The organism is Streptomyces sp. NPDC033136 (assembly GCF_055578235.1).
Genome location: NZ_JBVIPD010000008.1, coordinates 35,800 through 58,011, shown reverse-complemented (window position 1 = coordinate 58,011; position 22,212 = coordinate 35,800). Strand labels below are relative to the sequence as shown.

Sequence of the window (22,212 nt, the reverse complement as noted above, 5' to 3'; positions counted from 1 at the left end):
ATCCTGGGGGCGAAAGGGGATTGATTGACATCACATGCCGCAACACCTGCACGCCGCCCGTGGGCAACCTGGGCGCTGCCGGACGGCTTGTGTGTTCATCACACTCAATGTCGCTTTCGCCTGGTTGTACGGAGGTATGCGCATGGGGCGCCCGGAAAGACCGCTGGACCCGACGGCCGGCCCCGTGCCGCGGCTCGCGCACGAGCTCCGGGAGCTGCGCCGGACGGCCGGTGGCCCGTCCTACCGGGCCATGGCCAGGACGGCGGGGTGCTCGGCCACGACGTTGTCCCAGGCCGCGGCCGGCGAACGGCTGCCGTCGCTCGCCGTCGTCCAGGGGTATGTGCGGGCCTGTGGAGGAGACCCGGCCGAGTGGGAGTCCCGGTGGAAGGCGGCTCAGGCGGAGGCCGCGGGCACCACACGCGAGGACGACGAGGACGCGGCGCCGCCGTATCGCGGACTGGCGCGGTTCGAGCCCGACGACCGGGCGCTGTTCTTCGGCCGGGACCGGCTGGTGGAGGAGTTGCAGGAGCTGGTGTGCGAGCACCGTTTCGCGGTGGTGTTCGGCGCGTCCGGCAGCGGGAAGTCCTCGCTGCTGCGGGCCGGACTCATCCCCCGCCTGCGGGAGAAGATCCTGGAGCTGGGTTCCCCGGCAGTCCTGCGGATCCTCACCCCGGGGCCCCGGCCCGCCTCCGAGTACGGCCGCCTGCTGGCCCCGGCGCAGGACGAGCCGGAGAGCTGGGTGGTGGTGGACCAGTTCGAGGAGGTCTTCACCCTCTGCCGGGACAGGGAGGAGCGGGCACGGTTCATCGACCTGCTGCTGGCCGCCCGGAAGCCGGACAACCGACTCCGGGTGCTCATCGCCGTACGCGCCGACTTCTACGCCCGCTGCGCAGAGCACCGCGACCTGGCGGACGCCCTGCGCGGCGCCGGACTGCTGGTCGGCCCGATGACCGCGGACGAGCTGCGGAAGGCGGTGGTCAAGCCCGCGCAGGCGGTCGGGCTCCTGGTCGAGCGGGAGCTGACCGCGCGGCTCGTCGAGGAGGTGCTCGACGAGCCCGGCGGACTGCCGATGCTGTCGCACGCCCTGCTGGAGACCTGGCGCCGCCGCAAGGGCAGGATGCTGACGCTGACCGCGTACGAGGCGGTCGGTGGAGTGCGCGGTGCGATCGCGGCCAGCGCCGAGGAGGTGTACGGGCAGCTGTCGGCGGCACAGGCCCACACCGCCCGCCGCCTGCTGCTGCGGCTCGTCGAACCCGGACAGGGCACCCCCGACACCCGCCGCCCGCTCTCCCGGTCCGAACTGGAGGAGTGGGGGGACCCCGACGTGCCGCCGGTGGTGGAGCGGCTGTCCGGCGCCCGCCTGCTGACCGTCGACGAGGAAGCCGTCCACCTCACCCACGAGGCCCTGCTCACGTCCTGGCCCCGGCTGCACGGCTGGATCGAGGAGGACCGCGAGCGGCTGCGCCACCACCGGAAACTGACCGACGCCGCCCGCACGTGGCTCGAGCACGACCGCGACCCCGGCGCCCTGTACCGGGGCACCCGGCTGGCCCGCGCGGAGGAGCTGTTCCCCGACCACGAGCGGGACCCCGCACTGACCGCGGCGGAACGGGCGTTCCTCACCGCCACGCTCGACGTCCGCGATGCGGAAGCCCGGGCCGCCGCCCGCTCCACACGCCGGGCGCGGGCCGCGGTGGGCGTGCTGTCGGCCGTCCTCGTGGTGGCGCTGGTCGCCGGTCTGGCCGCCTGGACGCAGCGCCGGGACAACCAGCACCGGCGCACCGACGACACGGCCCGCCGGATCGCCGACGTCGCGGACGCCCTGCGCACGACCGAACCTCGCGTCGCGCAGCTCCTGGGCGTCGCCGCGTGGCGGGTGGCCCGCCTGCCGGAGACCCGGCGGGCCCTGCTGGGCTCACTTGGCCAGCAGGAACTGGACACCTTCAGCGATCACGCGCCGGGCGACAGCGCCTCCCGCTACCTGACGGACTCGGGTCGCACGTTGCTCAGCGTCGAGGGCCGTACCTGGCGGACCTGGGACGTGGCACGGCACCGGCGGATCGCCTCGGGACGGGTGCCGGTGGGCGGGCTGGTGCTCGGGGCGAGTCCGGACGGCCGGCTGCTGGCGGTCCACGCGGACGACGGCGTACGGCTGTGGGACACGGCCGCCGGACGGTGGAGCGGTGACCGGCTTCCGGCGTCGTCCCTCGTGGACTTCGCCGGGAGCAGCTACGCCGTGAGCGGCCTGGACGACTTCCGGGCGCAGGTGCGTTCGAACGCGGACGGCAGGCTGCTGTTCGAGACGCAGTCGGCGACCGTGGCCCCCAGCGCGGACGGCCGACTGGTCGCGTTCTGCCATGCCGATGACGGGCTGCGGGTGCGGGACCTGCGAAGCGGGCGCACGGTGCCCGGGCGCTGGGAGCATGGCGGCGAGGTCTGCGGCGACGAGCGGGCACAGCTGGTGCTCGGCGACGGGAAGCGGCTCGCCGCCGTGAACGGCACCGGCGTGCGCGTCTTCGACGTCCGGACGGGGCGGCAGCTGGCCGACCTGCACGACGCGGGGGTGAAGCTGGCCGCCTTCAGCAAGGACGGGAACTTCCTGGCGACCGCCGACGGGGAGGAGCTCAGGGTGTGGCGGCTGGGCGTCGACGCCCCGGTGTTCCGGCACTCCCTCAACAACCAGCATCTGTACGGCGCTCTGGCCTGGGACCCGGCCCACCCGGTGCTGCGGTATCTGGAGGGCGGCACGGTGCACTCGCTGGACGTCGCGACGGCCGTGACCTCCGCCTGGCAGGACCGGCCACTGGACAGGGTGCTGATCAGCCCGGACGGCCGTACCGTCGCCACCGCCCGGCGCACCGGCGACCGCTACGGCTTCGAACTGCGCGACACCCGCGACGGGCGGCTGCTGCGGACGCTGCCGTCCCCGCCGCTCCCCGTCTCCCGCGACCCCTCCCGGCCGGTGGACGCCGAACAGACCCTTGCCCTCCTGGCCTTCGGCCCCGACGGCACGTCGCTCGCGTACGGCGTCTCGGCTCCGAGCAGCGAGGCGTCCGCGCAGCGCATCACGATCTGGGACGTCACGCGGGGACGGGCCCGCACGACGGTGGATCTGGCGCCGGGCGGGCCGGACGGGGCGGTGATCACGCTCGCCCTGGGCCCGGACGCCCGCAGGCTCTACGCCGCCCGCACCCTGGCCGAAGGCACGCTGAGCAACGAGGTCTGGGACACCGCGCACCACCGCAGGACGGCGGTCCTCCCGGCGCTGTCCAGCCACCACCTCGCCGTCCGCCCCGACGGCGGGCTCCTGGCCGGCGACAACCGTTCGGCGGTCCTGCCCGGCGGCAAGGTCGCCGGACAGGACCTCGTCCAGGGCGAAGAGCTCGGCGCCCTCGCCTTCTCCCCCGACGGTTCGCGGCTGGCGGCGGGGGACCAGACGGGCCGGGTGGCGCTGTGGGACGGGACGCTGCGCAGGCGGGCGGGAGTCCTGCGGAGCGTCTTCCCCCCACTCCCGGAGGGCCTCTCCGACTCACTCCTCGGCGACACCTCGGAGGCCGTCAGCGCCCTCGCCGTCAGCCCTGACGGCAGCACGCTGGCGGTGGGCGGCGAGGCAGGGACTCTCCAGCTGTGGGACATCGCCACGCAGCAGCCGATCGGCGGTCCGCTGACGACACCGGGCGAGGCGATCGACACGGTGGCATTCGCCAAGGACAGCTCCACGGTGTACGCGGGGAGCGCGCACGTACCCCTCCAGCGCTACACGATCCGCCCGTCGGAGGCCGTCGAGTCGGTGTGCGCGCGAGCGGGCGGCGGCGACCTCACTCGGGCGCAGTGGCGGACGTACGTGCGTGACGTGCCGTACCGCGAGGTGTGCGGCGACTGAGCCGTCCGGCGTTGATTTCCCTGGTCAGAGGCGATTGATTGACCTGATGGAAAGGCTGGCCGATCAACCCCCCCGGGCCTGACGATCGACCCGTCGCTGCCCCGGTCCGACTCCCCCCTCGGCCGGGGCAGTGGCCGACCCGACCAGCGGGTCGAGGAATCGACGGGAGAACCACCCATGAAGATCCGGAAGACCGGCCGCCGCCGGACGGCCGTGCTGACATCGGCCCTCGCCCTGGCACTGATCCCCCTCTCCACGGGCACGGCCAGCGCCAACACCAGCCCTGGCTGGGGTGACGACAAACCCGACGTGATCTGGGACTGCAACAACGGCAAGGCCGACCTGTGCCAGTACCACGAGGTCAACGCCTGGACCCAGCTGGGCAAGCGGCGTCAGGTCGGCAACCCGGTGTACAACTGTGCGGGCAGCAGGGACCTGGGCTTCGACCTCGCCTTCAGGACCGACCGCAGAACCTCGTACTCCTTCCAGCAGGAGACGAAGGTGGAGGTCAAGGCCGGCTTCTCGGACGTGCTCGAAGGGGGCATGTCCGCCAGCCTGTCGCAGACGGAGAAGTGGGAGGTCGGCAGGACCACCAGCGCCGGCACCACGCTCAAGGGCGTCATCCCGCCCCGTATGGCGGGCGGGTACTGGTTCGCGCCGTACTGGCGGAAATCCCAGGGGTGGCTGGAGGTCCACTACGGCAAGCGCAAGCACGGCCACTACTTCTGGTACTACCCCGGCAAGGGCACCACGGGTGTCCGGATCGCCACGCCGGTGGTGAACTCGGACGGCTCGATGAAGGGCAAGTGGTACTGGGCGACCTGGAAGTGCTGACCCGGCCGGCTTCGTGATTCACATCACCGGAGCGGACTCGGGCGACTACGCTCCGGTGATACGGCGCACGCTCGCGAACTCGATCCCAGTGCCTCGCCGTTGGACTACTGGCGCCGTTGGACTACTAGCACCGTTGGACTACCAGGGCGACGCCCACTTCGGTGATCTCTGGCCTTGCGGCCGCCACAGTGACGTCCCCGTCGCCAAACTCGCGGTCGTCGCTGGCCCGAACACCCAATGACCGCGCTCTCGAGGACTTACCCGACGAAGCAGGCCGGACGACCGTCGGCACCGGCCGGGTCCGGTTCCCGCTGGTGCGGTGAGTGCTCGCCCCGCGCACGACACGGCAGGCCCGGCGTCTGGACGCCGACTTCGGTGAAGGGATGGACGCCAGGACCGCGTGGGTGATGGCGCGCCTGGCCCACCACCCCGAGGAAGGCGGCTTCGCCATGTCCCATCTGGACGACGAACGCCGTGCTGCGGACTGAGCGGAACGCCGACCAGACGGCCACTTTGGGTTGCGGTAGCGGCCGTGAAGGATCTTGACGGTGCCGGTCCACACGCTATAGGCCTGCTATGGCAGGTGATGGCCGGCATGGTCGGCCGGCTGCCGGTAGATCGGGTGCATGATTCCTGCCTCGGTGGTGATCAGGTCGGTGAGCAGGGCTGGACGCTGAGGCTTCGGAAGGCTGGGAAGACGAGGCACCCGCACCTACCGCTGGTACCACGTCCTGGAAATCCCCTGCCACCGCGGGTCCCATACCCACCGCTTCGCCGTCGCCACCACCAGCCGTGCCGGTGAACGCCCGCCCGGCGAAAGCGACGAGGAACGCGGATTCCACCGCGCCGAGCACCTTCAACAGATCCCCGAGTTCACCCGCACCCACCAGCTCGTCTACCCCTACCGCATCGACGCCGAGTCGGGTCACTCCCAGCTCGACGCCTCACCGTGGAACGGGCGCCTGATCTCCTACGGCGTCGAGGCCCAGAAGCTCCTCACCCTCGGCTTCGTCCTCGCCCAGAACTCAACGAGCCGGGCCCTCCACGAAGAGGGGTCACCCTTGCTGAGCCCCACCGCCTGAGCACCCCACCGCCGACCCACCCACACCAGCGCCCGCCCGAGCCCCGATCCGGTACCCTGTGGATCGAGCGCCCCGGCGGGCGCTGCGGCATGTCACCAGGCCCAGCCTGTCCACGCCTCAGCGGTCGCCCCCAGGACGCTCAGGGCTTGACAGACAGACCTGGCCACGGACACTTCACCGAGTTCCGTGCAAGGTTTCGATCAAGCCCCGCCTTCGTAGCTCAGGGGATAGAGCACCGCTCTCCTAAAGCGGGTGTCGCAGGTTCGAATCCTGCCGGGGGCACAGAGCTAAGGGCCAGTTCAGAGGCTTGATCCTCTCGAGCTGGCCCTTTCGCATGATCACGGTCGTGCCACACGGTCACGGCCGTTGACCATGTGCTGCATTCCTGGTGTGTCGAAGAGCCCCGGCGGCCCCGGCAGCCACGGCCGCGTCCATGTCGGCACCAACGGACGCGGCCTCCGGTACGGCAACCCGCCCTGCCCTCAACACCCGAGCGGGGCCGCAGACACAACCGCCTGCGGCCCCGCCGTGGCCGAGGGACCTCGCGCAGGCGTGGGCGCGTCACTTCATGGGATCGCCTGTCGGCGTGGGTCAGTTCGTCACGCGGAAGGTGGCGTCGCTGCGGGCCGTCGTGGTGGTGATCGGGTCGAGGCGGAGTTCGTAGGCGTAGTGGCGGATGTACCGGTCGGGGTGGCTGTACGACTGGAAGGACGACCATGTCGGGTCGGCGAGGCCGGCGACCTGGCGGAAGGTTGCGTCCGCGGCGAACCGGGTGGTGCCGTCGTTGTAGGCCAGCTGGAAGTCGTAGTTGGAGTGCCGCAGGAAGTGGCCGGGGAAGTTGACCGACTCGAGGGAGACGGTGCCCGAGCCCGCCAGGCCGGGCCGCAGCCGGAACTGGGCGTCCGGGCCGGTGACGTTCTGGTCGATGCGCACGTCGAAGTTGGCGTGCCGGACGTACCGGTCCTGGAAGTTGAACGACTGGAGCCGCTTGGCCGGGGTGTTGGCCCAGCGTGCGAGCACGCGGCTCTCCTCGGCGGTCGTCAGGTTGAGGATCGTGCCGTGGCGCTTCTTCGTCCCGCCCAGGTTGTAGCTTCCCGACGCCGGGAGCCGGTAGGTGCCGGCGGCGGAGGGGGTGGTCGTCGTGACCGGCATGTAGCCGCGTCCGGAGGCGTACTGGTCGAGGTACAGGGTCCACTCGTCGCGGTCCCTGAACTTCATCCACATCGGGCCTTCGACCTGGGAGCCGGTCAGGCCGATGCCGGAGAGGTTGCCGAGGTCGGTCCACGTACCGAGGATCGAGTTGCTGCCTTCGAGCGTTATCTGGCCGTCGCCGGAGGCCCGTACGTAACGGAAGTCACCGACGCCGGACGGCACTTCGACAATCTGGGTGTCGATGATGTTCTGGGTGCCGGGTCGGTCGATGTAGAGCTGCGGGGTGGTGATGGTGCGGAAGTCGGTGGTGCGGGCGTAGTAGATGCGGTGCTTGAGCACGCCGCCCCGGGTCGCGTTCGTCGCCCAGTACAGGACGTAGTCGTTGGTCTCGGGGTTCCAGATCGCTTCCGGCGCCCAGGCGTTGCGCCCGTCGGGGATCGCGCCGGCCACATTGAGCAGCCGCGGCTGCGACCAGGTGACCAGGTCCGTGGACTCCCACACCACGAGGTTGCGGCTGCCGTTGTTCATGGAGTCGCCCCATGACTGCCCGCAGCCGATGCACAGGTCGGTCGCGATGATCCAGTACTTGTCACCGCCGGGGGCTCTGACCAGTGCGGGGTCGCGCACACCACGAGTTCCCACCGTGGAACGCAGGGTCATCCCGCCGCCGTTGAGGTCACTCCAGTTCAGGCCGTCCGTGCTGTGCGAGAAGTAGATCTGCTGACCGGTCGATCCCTCCCCGATGAAGTGCGTCATCAGGTAGCCCGGGTCGGCGGCGGCGGCCCGCTGAGGTGTGGTCAGGGCCTGGCCTGTGAAGAGGAGGCAGGCGGCCAGCAATATCGCCGACAGCCTGGGGAGAAGCGTGCGCATGTGCGTTTCCTGTCCTTTCTCCGACTTTCCGTTGCCCCCGTGGACGCTGCGTCGGCGGCGTCGAATCACTGGCCGCTGTCGCGGCTCTCAGCAGCGCCCGTCAGGTCTTCCGGCGTGACGTCATGGTCCGCTGGATCAGGATGAAGGCGCACAGCAGCACACCCGTGGCGATCTTCGTCCACCAGGAGCTGAGCGTCCCCTCGAACGTGATGACGCTCTTGATCAGGCCGAGCACCAGCACCCCGAAGAGCGTGCCCAGCACATACCCGGAACCGCCGGTCAGCAGGGTGCCGCCGATGACCACGGCGGCGATGGCGTCGAGCTCCATGCCGATGGCGTGCAGCGGGTCGCCCGACTGGATGTACAGCATGAACAGCAGACCCGCCAGGGCCGAGCAGAAGCCGCTCACCGTGTACACGGCGATCTTCGTGCCGCCCAGCGGAAGGCCCATGAGCAGGGCCGACTGCTCGTTGCCGCCGATGGCGTACACACGGCGTCCGAAGCGGGTGTAGTGGAGCACGTAGGCGGCGACGGCGAGGACGACCAGGGCCACGACGGCGCCGATCGACAGGTCCCCCACGCCCAGTGACACCCGCGTCTGAGCCAGGGTGCCCACCGAGGCGTCGCTGATGGAGATCGACTCCTTGCTGATGACCAGGCACAGTCCGCGGAAGAGGAAGAGCCCGGCGAGCGTGACGATGAACGGCTGGATCTCGAAGTTGTGGATCACATAGCCCATCAGGAAACCGCCGAAGGCGCCGACGGCCAGTGCGAGGGGGACGACCAGGAGCAGCGGCAGTCCCTGACGTTCCACCAGCCACGCCGTGAACATGGTGGTGAAGCCGATCAGCGAGCCCACGGACAGGTCGATGCCGCCCGACATGATGACGAAGGTGGCACCGATGGCTGCGACCAGCAGATAGCCGTTGTCGATGAACAGGTTGAGGAACACCTGGGGTTCGCCGAACCCGTAGTTCTGGTACCGGCTGAGGCCGCCGACGTACATGGCGATGAACAGGGCGGCCGTGACCAGGACGGGCAGACGCCGGTCGCCGAGCAGGCGCGCGGCACGGGCACGGGGGGCGGTACTGCCGCTCGGAGCCGCCTTGGGGGTCTGGGCGGTCGCGCTCATCGCGACACCTCCATCTTCGGGGCGGCGTCGGCCGCCGGAGCGGGCTCCACCGGGGCGGCGTCCCGGCGCGGGCCATTGGGGCCCTTCGCGCCGAAGACCTTGGCCCTGAACTTCGGGGACTGCAGCAGGCAGACGACGATGACGACGGCGGCCTTGAAGACCAGGTTGGTCTGGGTCGGCACGCCGATGGTGTAGATGGTTGTGGTCAGGGTCTGGATGACGAGGGCGCCCACCACCGTGCCGCCGATGGAGAACCGGCCGCCGAGCAGCGAGGTGCCGCCGATCACCACGGCGAGGATCGCGTCGAGTTCGATCCACAGACCGGCGTTGTTGCCGTCCGCGGCCGAGGTGTTGGAGCTGATCATCAGGCCCGCGATGCCCGCGCACAGCGCGCAGAACATGTAGACCATGATCTTGATGCGGGTGGACCTGATGCCGACCAGGCGGCTGGCCTCGGCGTTGCCGCCGACCGACTCGACCAGCAGGCCGAGCGCCGTGCGGCGGGTCAGCGCCACTGTGACGGCCACCACCGCCGCCACCACGAAGACGGAGAAGGGCAGGGTCAGCCAGTAGCCGCCGCCGATCAGTTTGTACGGCTCGCTGTTGACGGTGATGATCTGGCCGTCGGTGATCAGCTGGGCGACACCTCGGCCCGCGACCATGATGATGAGGGTCGCGATGATGGGCTGGATTCCCATCCTGGCCACCAGGAAGCCGTTCCACAGACCGCAGACGACCGCGGCCACCAGCCCGATGCCCATCGCCAGGAACACCGCGGACAAGGTGTTCTGGTCGGCCTGGTCGCTGATGTACGAACAGGTCAGGGCGCCGGTGATGGCGACCACGGCACCGACGGAGAGATCGATGCCGCCGGTGGCGATGACCAGGGTCATGCCGACCGCGACCAGGATCAGCGGTGAGCCGAACAGCACGATGGAGACGAGGCTGCCGTAGAGGTGGCCGTCCGTCATCCTGATCGAGAAGAAGTCGGGCGTGAAGGGGACGTTGACGAGCAGCAGGGCGATCAGGACCGCGACCGGCCAGAACAGGTGGTGATGGGTCAGTGCTCGCCAGCGGGAGGTGGTGGTCACTGGTGTTCTCCGCTCGCGATGGTCTCGAGGATCTTGCTGGTGGTGATCTCCGGCCCGTTGGTCAGCCGCGCCACCAGCCGGCGGTCGCGCAGCACTCCGATGGTGTGGCTGAGCCGGAGCACCTCCTCCAGTTCGGCCGCGATGTACAGCACCGACATACCGTCCTCGGAGAGGGACACCACCAGTTTCTGGATCTCCGTCTTGGCACCGATGTCGATGCCGCGCGTCGGCTCGTCAAGGATCAGCAGCTTCGGCTGGGTGATCAGCCAGCGGGCGAGCAGTACCTTCTGCTGGTTGCCGCCGCTGAGCCGGCCCACGCGGGCCTCCGGGTCGGCGGGGCGGATGTCCAGCGCCTTGATGTACGAGGCGACGAGTGCGTCACGCTGGGAGGCCGGGATGGGCCGGGTCCAGCCGCGGGCCGCCTGGAGAGCGAGGACGATGTTCTCGCGCACCGTCAGGTCGGGGACCAGGCCCTCGCTCTTGCGGTTCTCCGAGCAGAACGCCACGCCGGCCGCGATGGCGTCGTTCGGGGCGCTCATCGAGACCTGCTTGCCGCCGATGGTCACCTTGCCGCTGTCGGGCTGGTCGGCTCCGAACAGCAGCCGCGCGAGCTCGGTGCGGCCCGATCCCAGCAGACCGGCGAGTCCGAGCACCTCACCCTTCTTGATCTCCAGGTCGAAGGGGGCGATGCCCCCGGTGCGGCCGAGCCCTTCGGCCTTGACCAGCGTCTCGCCGACGCCGGAGTGCGACTGGTGCTCGTGCAGTTCCTCGAGCTGGTCGAGGGCCTTGCCGATCATCAGCTCGATCAGCCCGACCTGGTCGAGGTCGCGGACCAGGTGCTCGCCGACCAGGGTGCCGTTGCGCAGGATGGTCATCCGGTCGCAGACCTCGTAGATCTGGTCGAGGAAGTGCGACACGAACAGGATCGCGACGCCCTCGTCCCTCAACTGCCGCATGAGGCGGAAGAGTTCGAGGACCTCGTCGCGGTCGAGGCTGGAGGTCGGCTCGTCGAGGACCAGCACCTTGGTGCCGGACCCCGCGGCGTCACGGCCCCCGGTGCCCACCGACCGTACGATCGCGACCAGTTGCTGCACGGCCAGCGGGTACGAGGACAGCGGCGCGGCGACGTCGATGTCGAGTCCGAGCCGGTCGACCAGCTCCGCCGCCTCCTCGCGCATCCGCTTCCACTGGATGCGGCCGGCGCGGGTGGGTTCGCGTCCGATGAAGATGTTCTCCGCCACCGACAGGTTGGGGCAGAGGTTGACCTCCTGGTAGACCGTGCTGATGCCGGCCTGCTGCGCCTGCAGCGGGCTGCCGAACCGTACCGACTCGCCGTCCAGGGTGACTGTGCCGCCGTCCAGGGAGTAGACGCCCGTCAGCACCTTGATGAGAGTGGACTTCCCCGCACCGTTCTCGCCCATCAAGGCGTGGATCTCACCGGGGAAGAGCCGGAAGTCGACGCCCGACAGAGCCCGTACCCCCGGAAACTCTTTGACTATGCCCGTCATCTCCAGGACGGGCTGCGGCTCTGCCATGGCAGCGCTCCTCGTGAATGGTCCAGGTCCGCAGGGAGCCCCCCGGCCGAGGGATGTCGGCCGGCCGGAGGCTCCCTGCCGGTGGGGACGGTCGGTCAGTACTTGCGAGTGGGGAGCGCGTCCTTGGCCTGGTCCTGCATGAAGTCGCTCTCCTTGGTCTTGATCCAGCGTTCGACCGTCTCGCCGTCCTTGACCTTCTTCACGACCTCCATCAGCTGCGGGCCGAGCAGCGGGTTGCATTCGACGATGGCGTTGATCTTGCCCTCGGACATGGCGACGAAGCCGTCCTTCACGCCGTCGATGGAGACGATGAGGATGTCCTTGCCGGGCTTCTTGCCGGCCGCCTCGATGGACTGGATGGCGCCGATGGCCATGTCGTCGTTGTGCGCGAAGAGCACGTTGATGTCCGGGTTGGACTGGAGGAAGGCCGCCATGACCTGCTTGCCGCCGGCCCGGGTGAAGTCACCGGTCTGGCTGACGACGACCTTCCAGTCGTCCGCGTGGTCCGCGTCCATGACCTCCTTGAAGCCCTTGGCGCGCTCGATCGCGGGGGCGGCGCCGGTGGTGCCCTCCAGCTGGGCGATCTTCACGGCGCCCTTGTGACCTGCCTTCTCCAGGACCTTCTCCAGGATCTTGGCGGCGCGCCGGCCCTCGTCCGTGAAGTCGGAGCCCACCAGGGTCACGTACAGGGAGTCGTCGGAGGTCTCGACGGAGCGGTCGGTGAGGACCACCGGGATCTTCGCGGCCTTGGCCTCCTTGAGCACCGCGTCCCAGCCGGTGACGACCACCGGCGAGAAGGCGATGACGTCGACCTTCTGCGCGATGTAGTTGCGGATCGCGGAGATCTGGTTCTCCTGCTTCTGCTGGGCGTCGGAGAACTTGAGGGTGTAACCCGCCTCTTTCGCGGCCGACTTCACCGAGTCGCTGTTGGCGGTGCGCCAGCCGCTCTCCGAGCCGACCTGGGAGAAGCCGAGGGTGATCGCCTTGCTGCCGCTGCCGGCGGAGGCGGAAGAGGTGCCGTCCTCCTTGGCGCAGGCCGCGAGTCCGGTCGCAGCCGCCACACCGACCGCGGCGGTGAGGAAGTTTCTTCTGCTGAGCATGCTTGATCTCCTTCGTTGAGCCGGCCCGGGGACGGGACTCGGTTGCTGCGGCTTCTGACGTTCCGTCGGAAACCAGGGAAGTGATGCCGTTCTGCGGGCCGACCGACGTTCGAAATATTGAACATGCGTGGCGCGTGCCGTCAGAGGATGGTCAGGGTGGAGTGCGGCCGGGAACGGCCGGACGCAGAGGGCGGGGAGCCGGCGAGTCGCTCGGCACCGGAGGAGCGGATCGGCGGGCAGGGCGGGATCAGGGAGGGGCCGGCGAAGTGGTCGTGGCGCTGATGTCGCCCGGCCGACGCGGGCGACGGGTCCGGGCTCGATGACGACCGGAGGCGCTCCGGTCGGGCCGCGCCCTCGTTCCACTCCTCGACGGCTTCAGGAGCAGGGCGCGGCTTCACTCCGCCACTGCGAAGAGGCACTGGCGGACCGCGCTCAGCAGGGGTGTCGAGAACTCCGGCTCCGGGGCGCGAACCCTGAACCGGCGGCGTCGCAGGGAGTACGGGCGCTCACTTCGCCCGGCTTTCGCAAGGAGAGGTTCGGTAATCGTTGGCCGCAACCTGTCAGGGAAGTGCTGCTGTGCGCCGGATGTGCCACGGCCGTACCTCCCTCAAGTGGTCAGTGATGGGGAGGTCATATGAGCGCCCACCGTCCCCCCTGGTCAAGAGGTTGCGCCAGAAGCAGGCCATCACGTTTGGGTAACGCGGGGCAGCGGGCGAGGCGGACTGCCTGCTGGCCGCCCGGCGCGAAGGTGCCTTCTTCGGCAGGGATATTGACGCTCGGCCGACATGCCCATACTTTCGAACACCGAACGAAGTACCGAACTGCGTACGACATCCCGGACGATCGACCCCGCTGACGGTCCCTCCTTGCACGCTGGTCCGGGTCGGAGCCACGAAATGAGGGCACCGTTATGACGGCGACAGATCCGGCAGCGCCGCGGTCCGTGCGACCTGTCCCTGCCTGCTACCGCCCACGGGACGGGATCGCGAACGCCGGACGCCTCGCGCCCGGACCACGGCACGGCTCGGCTTGGGGCGGCGCCCCTCATCGCACGGTGCGCACCTGAGGAGCTGGGCATCGGGCGCAGGCTGGATGAAGTCGAAGCCCATGCCGCTGCGTGTGGCCCGGCCAGCCTGGCGGCCCAGCGCCTTGTGCCCGCCGCCGTCGGAAATCCGGCCGAGCTTCTTGCCGTCGGCGTGGACCAGTTCGCCGGGCCGGTCGCGTTCGCAGCGGCGGACGACCTGGCCGGTGGGCCGGTCCAGGACACGGGACGCCATCCGGGCCCCCGCCCGTCGGCTCGTGCGTGACCACCGTCCTCCCAGCGACCGGTGGTCGTGGTCCAGCAGGAACACTGTGTCCGCGGTGATCACCGTGCCGGAGAAGAACGGCGGCCCCATGAGGCGGGCTGCGACTGCCCGCAGGGGCGGCTCGTGCGCTGTGGGCGATGCGTGAGCGGATGGCGGAGACCACCCGCCATGAGCGGGATCGAGAATCATGCCGGCCGGCTTCGACCTGCGAGGACGGCACCACCCGGCATGAGCCAGCAGCCCCGATCAAGGATTCGCCCCCGGGGGTCGCAGGTCCTCGGCGTGGGGTGCGTAGCCGTCGGCGGAGAAGCCGGCGAGCGCCGCATGCGGGGAGCCGTCGAGTCCACCGAGTCCGACCTCTTCTGACCGTCGTCGCTTCAAGGGCTCCCATATGGCGGCGTCGTTACGCTGCTGACCTGGGGTTCCTTCCTTAGGGACCCTCTCCCCTTTCCGGTTCAGGCCAGGCCGAACCTCTCGGCGTGCACCTGTCGTGCGGGGACCCGCAGGTCTCGTAGGCCGGAGAGCACGGCCGTGGTCATGGCGGGCGGGCCGCAGACGTACACGTCGCGTTCGGTGATGTCGGGGACCAGCCGGTGCAGGCTGCTCGGGCCGAACGGCGGGGCGTCGCCCTCGCCGGTTCTGCCGGTGAGCAGGTGCAGCCGTCCGCCGCGGAGCGCGACAAGCTGGCGCACCTCGTTCAGCAGCACGGCGTCGGCTTCGCTGCGTACCCGGTACAGCACGACGACGTCGCCCGTCGTCTGCTCCTCCAGCATGGCCCGCACGGGCGTGATCCCCACGCCGCCGGCGATCAGCAGGGTGCCGGGCCGGGTCCGGTGCAGCGAGGTGAACGCCCCGTACGGTCCCTCGACGAAGGCGCGGCTGCCGACCGGGACGTTCCGCAGGCCGGCGCTGGTGCTGCCCGCCGCCTTCGCCGTCAGGCGCAGTCCTTGTCCGCCCGGCGCCGCCGACAGGGAGAAGGGGTTGGCCAGCCACCAGTGGTTGTGCCCGGGGAACCGCCAGATGCAGAACTGGCCGGCCCGGGCGGGGAGTTTGTCGAGGTGCCGGCCGGTGACATACACGGAGACCACGTTGTCCGACTCCGGTACCACTGCCGTGACGCGGAACCGGTGGTAGGCGTTGCGCCACAGCGGCATGGCGACACGCCCTATCAGCAGGGCGCCGAAGGCGAACAGCCACAGGATCCACCAGTAGGCCGTGGCGAACGCGGAGGACGTGAACGTCGTGGTCTCCTGCAGCTGGTGGACGAACGACAGGCCCAGGGCCACGTAGAGCAGCAGGTGCAGGCCGTGCCAGACCTCGTACCGCAGTCGCCGCCGCATGGGCCGGGTGGAGATCACGGCGATCACGACGATGACGGCCGCGGCGAGTATGCCCAGCAGGGAGGCCGGCACGCCGCTCAGCGCGACGAACGTCTTCCCCATGGACGCGTCGTCGAGTGTCGCGTAGCCGAGCACCACCAGTGTGGCGTGGGTGAGGACGGTCCACAGCAGCAAGAAGCCGACCCAGCGGTGCCACACCGTGAGCCGGTCCATCCCGATGCGGCGGTCCAGCCACGGCAGCCGGGCCACCAGCAGCAGTTGGAACAGCATCAGCAGGGCTGCGTGCACTCCGAAGAACTTGGCGACCGTGAGCACCCCGTTCTTGCCCGAACCAGCGCTGAGGAACAGCGCCTCGACGATCACCACGTTGGCGATGACGAACGTCCACATCGCCCAGCGCGCCGCGTCCACCGGAAGTACGGTGCCCCTGCGCACCGTGTTGCTCGCCGCCGTCATGGTTGCCTCTCATCCCCCGTGACCGCAGTACTCGCGGCCTGTGTGTACAGACCCCGCCAGGACCAAGGAACGCGGCCGGATGCGCACCTCGATCGGGTAAGGATACGGCGCGCGGATCCGATCCGTTCACGCCGGAACCATCCGATCTGACCGGCTTTTGGTGCGTTCGGCGGCTTGGGGTTCCGCGGTGGTTTGCGTGGTTGGGGACCAGCGCGTCCGATCGAACCGCCCGCAGACGGGATCAGCGAGCACGGCCGCGATGCCCACGTACGCGTGCCCGTGGAATCGTCCATGTGTACGGCGATAAACGAGAGTTGTACGCTGCGACAGTGGAGGGGGACACGTATCGCTTCGGGGAGTACGAGCTGGACATGGCTCGGCACGAGCTCCGCCGGGCCGGTGGCGAGCCGGTCCACGTCGAGCCCCGGGCGCTGGATCTGCTGTGTCATCTGTTCGAGCACCGCGACCGGGTCGTGCCGAAGAGCGAGTTGCTCGACGAGGTGTGGGGGGACCGCTTCGTCAGTGAGGCCGCGCTCACCACGGCGCTGCGGACCGCGCGCCGGGCCCTGGGTGACACCGGCAGCCGGCAGGAACTGATTCGTACCGTCCACCGGCGGGGATACCAGTTCGTGGCCCCGGCCACGGTTGTCGGGGCCGGCCCGTCCGCCGGCTCCGAGCACAGGGCCGGCGTGGCGCCGGTGGCGGTCGGCGGACCGGGCGGTGGACCGGGCGGCGCCGAATGTCAGACCATCCGGTTCTGCCGTGCCGGTGACGGCACCCGCATCGCCCATGCCTCCGTCGGCTCGGGTCCGCCCTTGCTCAAGGCGGCCAACTGGATGACCCACCTCGATCTGGAGTGGATGACCCCGGTGTGGTCGCACTGGCTGGGCGGGCTGGCCCGCAACCGCCGGCTGATCCGCTACGACGCGCGCGGCTGCGGCCTCTCGGACTGGGCCGTGCCCGGCTTCACGTTCGACGACTGGGTGGACGATCTCGACACGGTGGTCGAGGCCGTGGGGCTCGACCGTTTCCCTCTGCTCGGGGTGTCCCAGGGCGGTGCGGTGGCGGTGGCCTATGCGGTACGCCGTCCCGAGCGGGTCAGCCGGCTGATCCTCGCCGGGGCCTATGCCCGCGGACGGCAGGTGCGGGCGCGGGACAAGGCCGAGCGCGAGGACGCGGCCCTCGACCTGGATCTGGCCCGGGTGGGGTGGCGGGACCAGGACCCCAGATTCCTGCGGGTCTTCGCCTCCCAGTTCCTGCCCGAGGGCACTCCGGAGGACTGGGACGAGTTCACCGCCTTCCAGCGGCAGACGACCTCACCCGCCAACGGCCTGCGCTTCCTGGAGCAGTTCGCCCGCATCGACGTCTCCGGCATCGCCCACCGGGTGCGGTGTCCGACGTTGATCATCCACTCCCGCGACGACGAACGTGTGCCGGTCTCGCAGGCCGGTGAGCTGGCCGCGCTCATTCCCGACAGCCGGCTGGTCCTGCTCAAGAGCCGCAATCACCTGTTCACCGCGTACGAGCCGGCCTGGGACGAGTTCCTGTCCCACATCGACGCCTTTCTGTCCGAGTGACCTCGGCGGCCGACTGCCGGTAGCGCCGGGAGCACGGCCGTGGCCGGGGTCGTCGGCGGCTCCGGCCGGACTTCGGGTTCCGGCCGCTGTCTCCTTGTCGCGGCGCTCTGCGTGGGGCGGCGTCCTCAGCTCCCCCTCAGGAAAGCCTCAGAGTTCCACCAAGCTCCGGCCCGGTGGTGGACCCGATGCTGGAGCGGTGCCGGGCCGGGTGCGGTCGTACGGACATCGCTCCCGGCCCGGGGTTCACCTCTCGGACGAGACACGAGACCCGAGAGACAAGTGACAAGTGACAAGTGACAAGAGAGAAGGACAGAGGATGCGAGTCGACAACACCAGGACGTCCGGCCTGATCCGGACGCGGCGGGGGCTGGCGCTGCTGATCGCTTCGGGGGCCGGGCTGGGCTCCCTGCTGCTGGGAGCGGTTCCCGCACACGCCAACGCCACCACCAAGCACGTCGCGGCGGATGGCCAGTCGGTCATGTTCAAGACGAGCGACAGCAGCCACCGTGTGAGGGGCGACATCACGTTCACCGTGAAGGCGGACGGCAACTGGGAGATCGACGCCGACGCGACCAATCCGCGCCCGGCCGGCCGGAACGTCCACTGGATCTGCGACCTGTCGTGGGACGCGTCGGACGTCAGGCACTCGACCGGAAAGAAGTGGGTGCCCCGCAAGTCGACCCGCACCCTCACCGCGGAGGCGTACGACCCCTTCATCCAGGCGGACTTCGCCACCATAGTCGCCCGCGGGACGGCCGACTGCGACATCGTCATCGGCTAGCCGGGACGGCCCCGGCATCCTGCCGGAGACCGCTGAAGATCTCGTCGAAGGGCTGCCCGGCCGCGAGCCGGGCAGCCCTTCGCCCTGTGCGTCGGCGCGCGGGCCCGAGGAGGCGGCCTGTCCGCCGGGCTACTCGGAGAGGAAGTTGTCGAGGTGGGAGAGGAAGGTGGGCCAGGCCGGGTCGTCGGCGGTGAACAGGTGGTTGCGGCTCTCGAGCAGGACCAGCCGGCTGTCGGGGATGAGCGCGGCCAGTTCCAGGGCCTGTGCGACGGGTACGCGCGCGTCGTCCCGGGAGTGGATGATCAGCGTGGGGCAGGTCACCTGGTGGGCGATGCCGGAGACGTCGATGCGGGCGAACTCCTCCAGGAAGCGCAGGCCGTTGGCGGGTGAGGTCGTCTGCCGCTGGTAGGCGGCGAACGCGTCCCACTCCGCGGGTGTGGCGTCGGCGAGGAACTGCGAGGCGAAGTAGCGCAGGAAGCTGCTGTCCTGGGAGCGCCACCCGGCGCGGGCGATGTTCAGGTCCACCTCCGCGGCGTCGCGCTCGGCTTCGTCGCCGGCACGGATCAGCTGTCCGCGGGCGTAGGCCGCGGTGAGGATCAGCCGGCTGACCCGCTCGGGGCGGCGGGCGGCGTAGGCGACCGCCACCGCGCCGCCCTGTGACACCCCGAGCAGGGGGAAGCGGTCGAGGCCGACGGCATCGACGACGGAGTCGAGGTCCTCGACCAGGTCGTCGAGGGTGAAGCTGCCCATGCTCCATTCGGAGAGGCCGCAACCCCGCTCGTCGTAGCGGATGAGCTGCCGGTTCCGGGCGGGGCCGTCGAACCAGTGCGCCCACATCGGGGTGGTCCGGTCGAGGTCGAGGTGGGTGAGCCAGTTCGCGGTCTTCACCAGGGGCGGGCCCTCACCGGTGAGGGCGTACGCGATGCGGGTGCCGTCGGCGGAGCGGGTGAAACGGATGACCTCGTGGTCCGCCTCCGCCGCCGCCCCGGTGACGTGGCCGGTGGGCGGGGCGGGCGCGGTGGTGGTGGCGGTGGCCACTCCTGCCGGCGCGACGAACTGGTAGCCGCGTCCGCGCACGGTACGTATGGACTGCCGGCCCGTCTCGCCGTCGCCGATCGCGAGGCGGACGGTGCGCAACCATGTGGACAGTGCGGTGACGCCGACGTCGCGCCCGCGGCCCACCGTGTCGACGAGTTCCTTCCTGGACACGACGCGGTCGCGGTGCTCGACCAAGTGGCAGAGCAGGTCCACGGCTTGAGGTTCGAGGTGGACCTGCCGTCCGTCGTGGCTGAGCCGACGACGGTCGGTGTCCAACTCGTACTGCCCGAAGTGGTAAACCGCGCCGTCCACACCGACGACTGTATAGTGGCTGTTCGGCCGCGCGGGAGCCGAACGCCGGACCACCGTGCCCCGCTCGGCCGGATGATGAGGTGCGCCACCTGGCGGCCCCTGTACGTAGGGGCCGGTCCCCGGGGTGGGCGGGCGCGTGGTGCGGTCAGTGCATGCCTCGTTCCTCCAGGGCTGTTCTGAGGCTGCGCAGGGCGTAGTAGACGCGGGACTTCACCGTGCCCTGGGGGACGCCCAGGGCGGCGGCCGCCTGTTGGGTGGTGTGGTCGGCGAAGAAGGTGGCCTCCAGGACCTCGCGGTGTGCGCGGGTCAGGGCCCGGAGGGCGTCGTGCAGCACGATCGACGACAGCATGCGTTCGATGTCGTCGGCGTCGCTGCCCAGTTCGGTCAGCCAGCTCGCGCCGCCTATCTCCTGCGGGCGGGCCATCTTCGTACGGTGTGCGTCGATCACGATGTTGCGGGCGATGCGGAACATCCAGGGGCGTACGGCCATTCCCTCGCCGTCCGCCAGGGTCTGCTTGTTCCAGCAGCGCAGCAGTGTCTCCTGGATGACGTCCTCCGTGCGGTGGGTGTCCCCGCCCAGCATGCGCAGCACGTACGAGTAGAGGGCCGGGCCGTGCTCCAGGTAGAGGTCCCTCAGCGCCCGTTCCTGGGGGGACACCGCGCTGGCCGACCCGATCACCGTCACGTTCATGGTGTGCTCCTGCTCCTTGGGGTGGCCCGTCCAGCCGTGGCGACTGGAACCGGAGCCTCCGGAGGAACGGAGTGTGGTCAGGGGTGTTCCACGTTCGTTTGACGCTCGATCCACGGCTCGTACAACGCCCGCCCCCTCACACGTAGGCCGACAGCGCCTCCACCTGGGCGCGGACCTGGTGGGCCAGTTGTTCGTCCGCCGGAGAGAGGCGCCCGCCGCCGTGCAGCCTGTTCCACATGTGCAGCAGTTCGTTGCCGTGGATCTCCGCCGCCCTGTCGTCCTCCAGCCGCTGCCACGCGGCCGCCGCCCGTGCCACCGCCGCCGGCGCCTGTGGGTCGCCGGCCCCGCACAGGATGCGGGCCACCGACAGGGCCAGCACCGTGGCCTCCCTGTGGTCCCCGCGCAGGTGCGCCAGGTACGCCTCCATGGCCCGTGCCTCGAGTGCGTCCGGGTGCTCCGTGCCCGCCGAGCGCGTCAGCGCCTCGCGCAGGGCGGTCGCCTCTGCGGACGCTTCCTCCAGCCGGTCCGCGGTCGCCAGCGCGTTGATGTGCGCTATCCGCTCCGCGAGTTGCGGCGGGAGGGGGCGGGACGGCGGGGAGGGCGGGGGCGGTGCGGGGGGTGCCGTCGCGGCGGCTCGGGCCCGGGCGACCGCTGTGGCGAGGGCCGAGGCGGGAGTGGGAGCGGGGGTGGGGTCGGGGATGAGAGCGGGGGTGGGTAGCGGCGTCGGTTCGGGGGCGCGGTCCGGCGGCTCCGTCTCCTCCATCGGGTCGAGGAGGCGGCTGGAGCCGTCGGGTGCCACCTGAAGGACGAAGTGGGCCGCTCCGGGGCCGTCGTTCACCGTGGCCTCGACCGCTGCGGCGCGCTCCTGCGCGTACTGCTGCAAGCGGTCCAGTACGGCCTCGTGCATGGACTGGCCCGGCTCGGGGACCAGACGCACTCCGTTGATCTCGGCGAGCCCCTCACCCGGGATGCGCACCGTGAAGTGGGCCATGACGGCGAGTCCTCCTGATGTTCAAGCGCCGGAAGCGGCGGATGCGGACGGGGATGCGGAGGGGGAGGGGGAGGGGGAGGGGGAGCCCGTGGGGTTCGGGTCCGCTCCGGGGGTGACGCCCGGGGTGGAGCCGGGAGGCGGGGCGGCCACGCCCTCGTACTTGGCGAACTGGGCGCGGATGGCGAGGACGTAGCCCTGCGCCTCGTTCGTCTGTGGCACCCCCTCGGCCGCGCGTACGGCGTCCATCCCCACGTGGTAGCCGGCCAGGGCGACGTCCAGGACGCTGCCGGTGGCCTCGTTCGCGTCGATCATCCGCTGGGCCTCTTCGGCGAGGTCGCACAGGTAGCGGCCCTGCGCCATGATCGAGTCCTCCGCGTCGAACGCCGAGGTCTCGTCGTTGTCGTCGTCGTCCTCGCCGTACTCCTCGAAGACGGCGGGCGGCAGCTGGGAGATGCCCTCCTCGCCGTTCTCGCCGACCAGTTCCTCGTTGAAGCCGGACTCCCGCTCGATCTGCGAGGCGATGACGACCGGGCCGATCGCCTCGCACAGGTCACCGGCCTCCTCGATGGGGTCCGCCAGGCCCTCCGGCACCGTCGAGGTGTCCAGCTCGCCCCTGCCGTCGCCGTTGAAGACGGCGATCACCTCGTCCGCGTCGTCCGCACCGGCGGAACCGTCTCCGCCACCGCCCGAGAACAGCAGGATCAACGCGATGAGCGGGGCCAGCAGGACCCCGAACCCTCCGATGATGATGATCACGACCAGGGCGCCGAGCAGGGCGAGCGGCGACAGCAGGCAGCCGCAGCCGGTGCCGGCGGCGATGGTGTTCCTGACGGCGGTGGAGGTTCCGCCCTCCCCGCTCTCTCCCGTGCCCGCGCTCATGCGTGTCTGCCTTCTTCCTCTCCCCTTGAACCGCGACGGCTGGACGGCCCGTTGTGCTGTCGGCGGGCTCGGGAGATCGAAACGGGCCCCGGCGCAATTCAGTTCAAACCCGTGGATATCAGATGAGCCAGAGCAGCCGAAGCGCGAGCGGAGAAGGGGGG

At 70.3% G+C, this 22,212-nt stretch carries 14 protein-coding genes, 1 tRNA gene and 1 pseudogene; 5 read left to right on the top strand and 11 right to left on the bottom strand.

Annotated features, from left to right (window positions below):
* Positions 1-142: 142 nt before the first annotated feature.
* From ACZ5TL_RS17130 to ACZ5TL_RS17120, 3 genes are all read left to right on the top strand, one after another.
* Positions 143-3,883: an nSTAND1 domain-containing NTPase gene (locus ACZ5TL_RS17130; RefSeq protein WP_468590585.1), complete on the top strand. Its 3,741-nt coding sequence runs from the start codon at positions 143-145 to the stop codon at positions 3,881-3,883.
* 177 nt (positions 3,884-4,060) lie between these two features.
* Positions 4,061-4,717, top strand: coding sequence for a hypothetical protein (locus tag ACZ5TL_RS17125; protein WP_468590584.1), 657 nt, complete (start codon positions 4,061-4,063; stop codon positions 4,715-4,717).
* A gap of 1,291 nt (positions 4,718-6,008) precedes the next feature.
* A tRNA-Arg gene (locus tag ACZ5TL_RS17120) sits at positions 6,009-6,081 on the top strand.
* Between the two features lie 309 nt (positions 6,082-6,390).
* Here the strand turns inward: ACZ5TL_RS17120 and ACZ5TL_RS17115 are convergent.
* The 7 genes and pseudogenes from ACZ5TL_RS17115 to ACZ5TL_RS17085 all read right to left on the bottom strand — a co-directional run bounded on the left by ACZ5TL_RS17115 (position 6,391) and on the right by ACZ5TL_RS17085 (position 15,782).
* Positions 6,391-7,821 carry a glycoside hydrolase family 43 protein gene (locus ACZ5TL_RS17115; protein WP_468590583.1) on the bottom strand — a complete coding sequence of 477 codons (1,431 nt, stop codon included), beginning with the start codon at positions 7,819-7,821 and terminating at the stop codon, positions 6,391-6,393.
* 100 nt (positions 7,822-7,921) lie between these two features.
* The gene (gene yjfF, locus ACZ5TL_RS17110) at positions 7,922-8,953 is read right to left on the bottom strand and encodes a galactofuranose ABC transporter, permease protein YjfF (RefSeq protein WP_468590582.1); all 1,032 of its coding nucleotides are present in this window, start codon (positions 8,951-8,953) and stop codon (positions 7,922-7,924) included.
* Positions 8,950-10,044: an ABC transporter permease gene (locus tag ACZ5TL_RS17105; protein WP_468590581.1), complete on the bottom strand. Its 1,095-nt coding sequence runs from the start codon at positions 10,042-10,044 to the stop codon at positions 8,950-8,952. Before ACZ5TL_RS17105 ends, yjfF begins: the two co-directional genes overlap by 4 nt.
* Positions 10,041-11,579 carry a sugar ABC transporter ATP-binding protein gene (locus ACZ5TL_RS17100; RefSeq protein WP_468590580.1) on the bottom strand — a complete coding sequence of 513 codons (1,539 nt, stop codon included), beginning with the start codon at positions 11,577-11,579 and terminating at the stop codon, positions 10,041-10,043. The genes ACZ5TL_RS17105 and ACZ5TL_RS17100 overlap by 4 nt, the downstream gene beginning before the upstream one ends.
* Positions 11,580-11,674: 95 nt before the next feature.
* Positions 11,675-12,679 carry an ABC transporter substrate-binding protein gene (locus tag ACZ5TL_RS17095; RefSeq protein WP_468590579.1) on the bottom strand — a complete coding sequence of 335 codons (1,005 nt, stop codon included), beginning with the start codon at positions 12,677-12,679 and terminating at the stop codon, positions 11,675-11,677.
* A 1,127-nt stretch (positions 12,680-13,806) separates the two neighbouring features.
* Positions 13,807-13,941 (bottom strand): annotated as a pseudogene (locus tag ACZ5TL_RS17090) (IS481 family transposase); the annotation flags it as partial.
* 500 nt (positions 13,942-14,441) lie between these two features.
* Positions 14,442-15,782 (bottom strand): ferredoxin reductase family protein, encoded by a 1,341-nt coding sequence (locus ACZ5TL_RS17085; protein ID WP_468590577.1) that lies wholly within the window; start codon positions 15,780-15,782, stop codon positions 14,442-14,444.
* A gap of 329 nt (positions 15,783-16,111) precedes the next feature.
* Between ACZ5TL_RS17085 and ACZ5TL_RS17080 the strand changes: the two genes are divergently transcribed.
* Together ACZ5TL_RS17080 and ACZ5TL_RS17075 are read left to right on the top strand one after the other, a co-directional pair.
* Entirely contained in the window at positions 16,112-17,359 is a 1,248-nt protein-coding gene (locus tag ACZ5TL_RS17080) for an alpha/beta hydrolase (RefSeq protein ID WP_468590576.1), read from the top strand.
* Positions 17,360-17,675: 316 nt separating this feature from the next.
* Positions 17,676-18,140: a hypothetical protein gene (locus ACZ5TL_RS17075; protein ID WP_468590575.1), complete on the top strand. Its 465-nt coding sequence runs from the start codon at positions 17,676-17,678 to the stop codon at positions 18,138-18,140.
* Between the two features lie 129 nt (positions 18,141-18,269).
* Here the strand turns inward: ACZ5TL_RS17075 and ACZ5TL_RS17070 are convergent, their stop codons facing one another.
* The 4 genes from ACZ5TL_RS17070 to ACZ5TL_RS17055 all read right to left on the bottom strand — a co-directional run bounded on the left by ACZ5TL_RS17070 (position 18,270) and on the right by ACZ5TL_RS17055 (position 22,051).
* On the bottom strand, positions 18,270-19,490 hold the full coding sequence (locus tag ACZ5TL_RS17070; RefSeq protein WP_468590574.1) for an alpha/beta hydrolase: 1,221 nt from the start codon (positions 19,488-19,490) through the stop codon (positions 18,270-18,272).
* 145 nt (positions 19,491-19,635) lie between these two features.
* Positions 19,636-20,181 carry a sigma-70 family RNA polymerase sigma factor gene (locus ACZ5TL_RS17065; protein WP_468590572.1) on the bottom strand — a complete coding sequence of 182 codons (546 nt, stop codon included), beginning with the start codon at positions 20,179-20,181 and terminating at the stop codon, positions 19,636-19,638.
* A gap of 136 nt (positions 20,182-20,317) precedes the next feature.
* The gene (locus ACZ5TL_RS17060) at positions 20,318-21,172 is read right to left on the bottom strand and encodes a hypothetical protein (protein ID WP_468590570.1); all 855 of its coding nucleotides are present in this window, start codon (positions 21,170-21,172) and stop codon (positions 20,318-20,320) included.
* Between the two features lie 21 nt (positions 21,173-21,193).
* Positions 21,194-22,051, bottom strand: a complete 858-nt coding sequence (locus ACZ5TL_RS17055) for a transglycosylase SLT domain-containing protein (protein WP_468590569.1) — start codon at positions 22,049-22,051, stop codon at positions 21,194-21,196.
* Positions 22,052-22,212 lie beyond the last annotated feature (161 nt).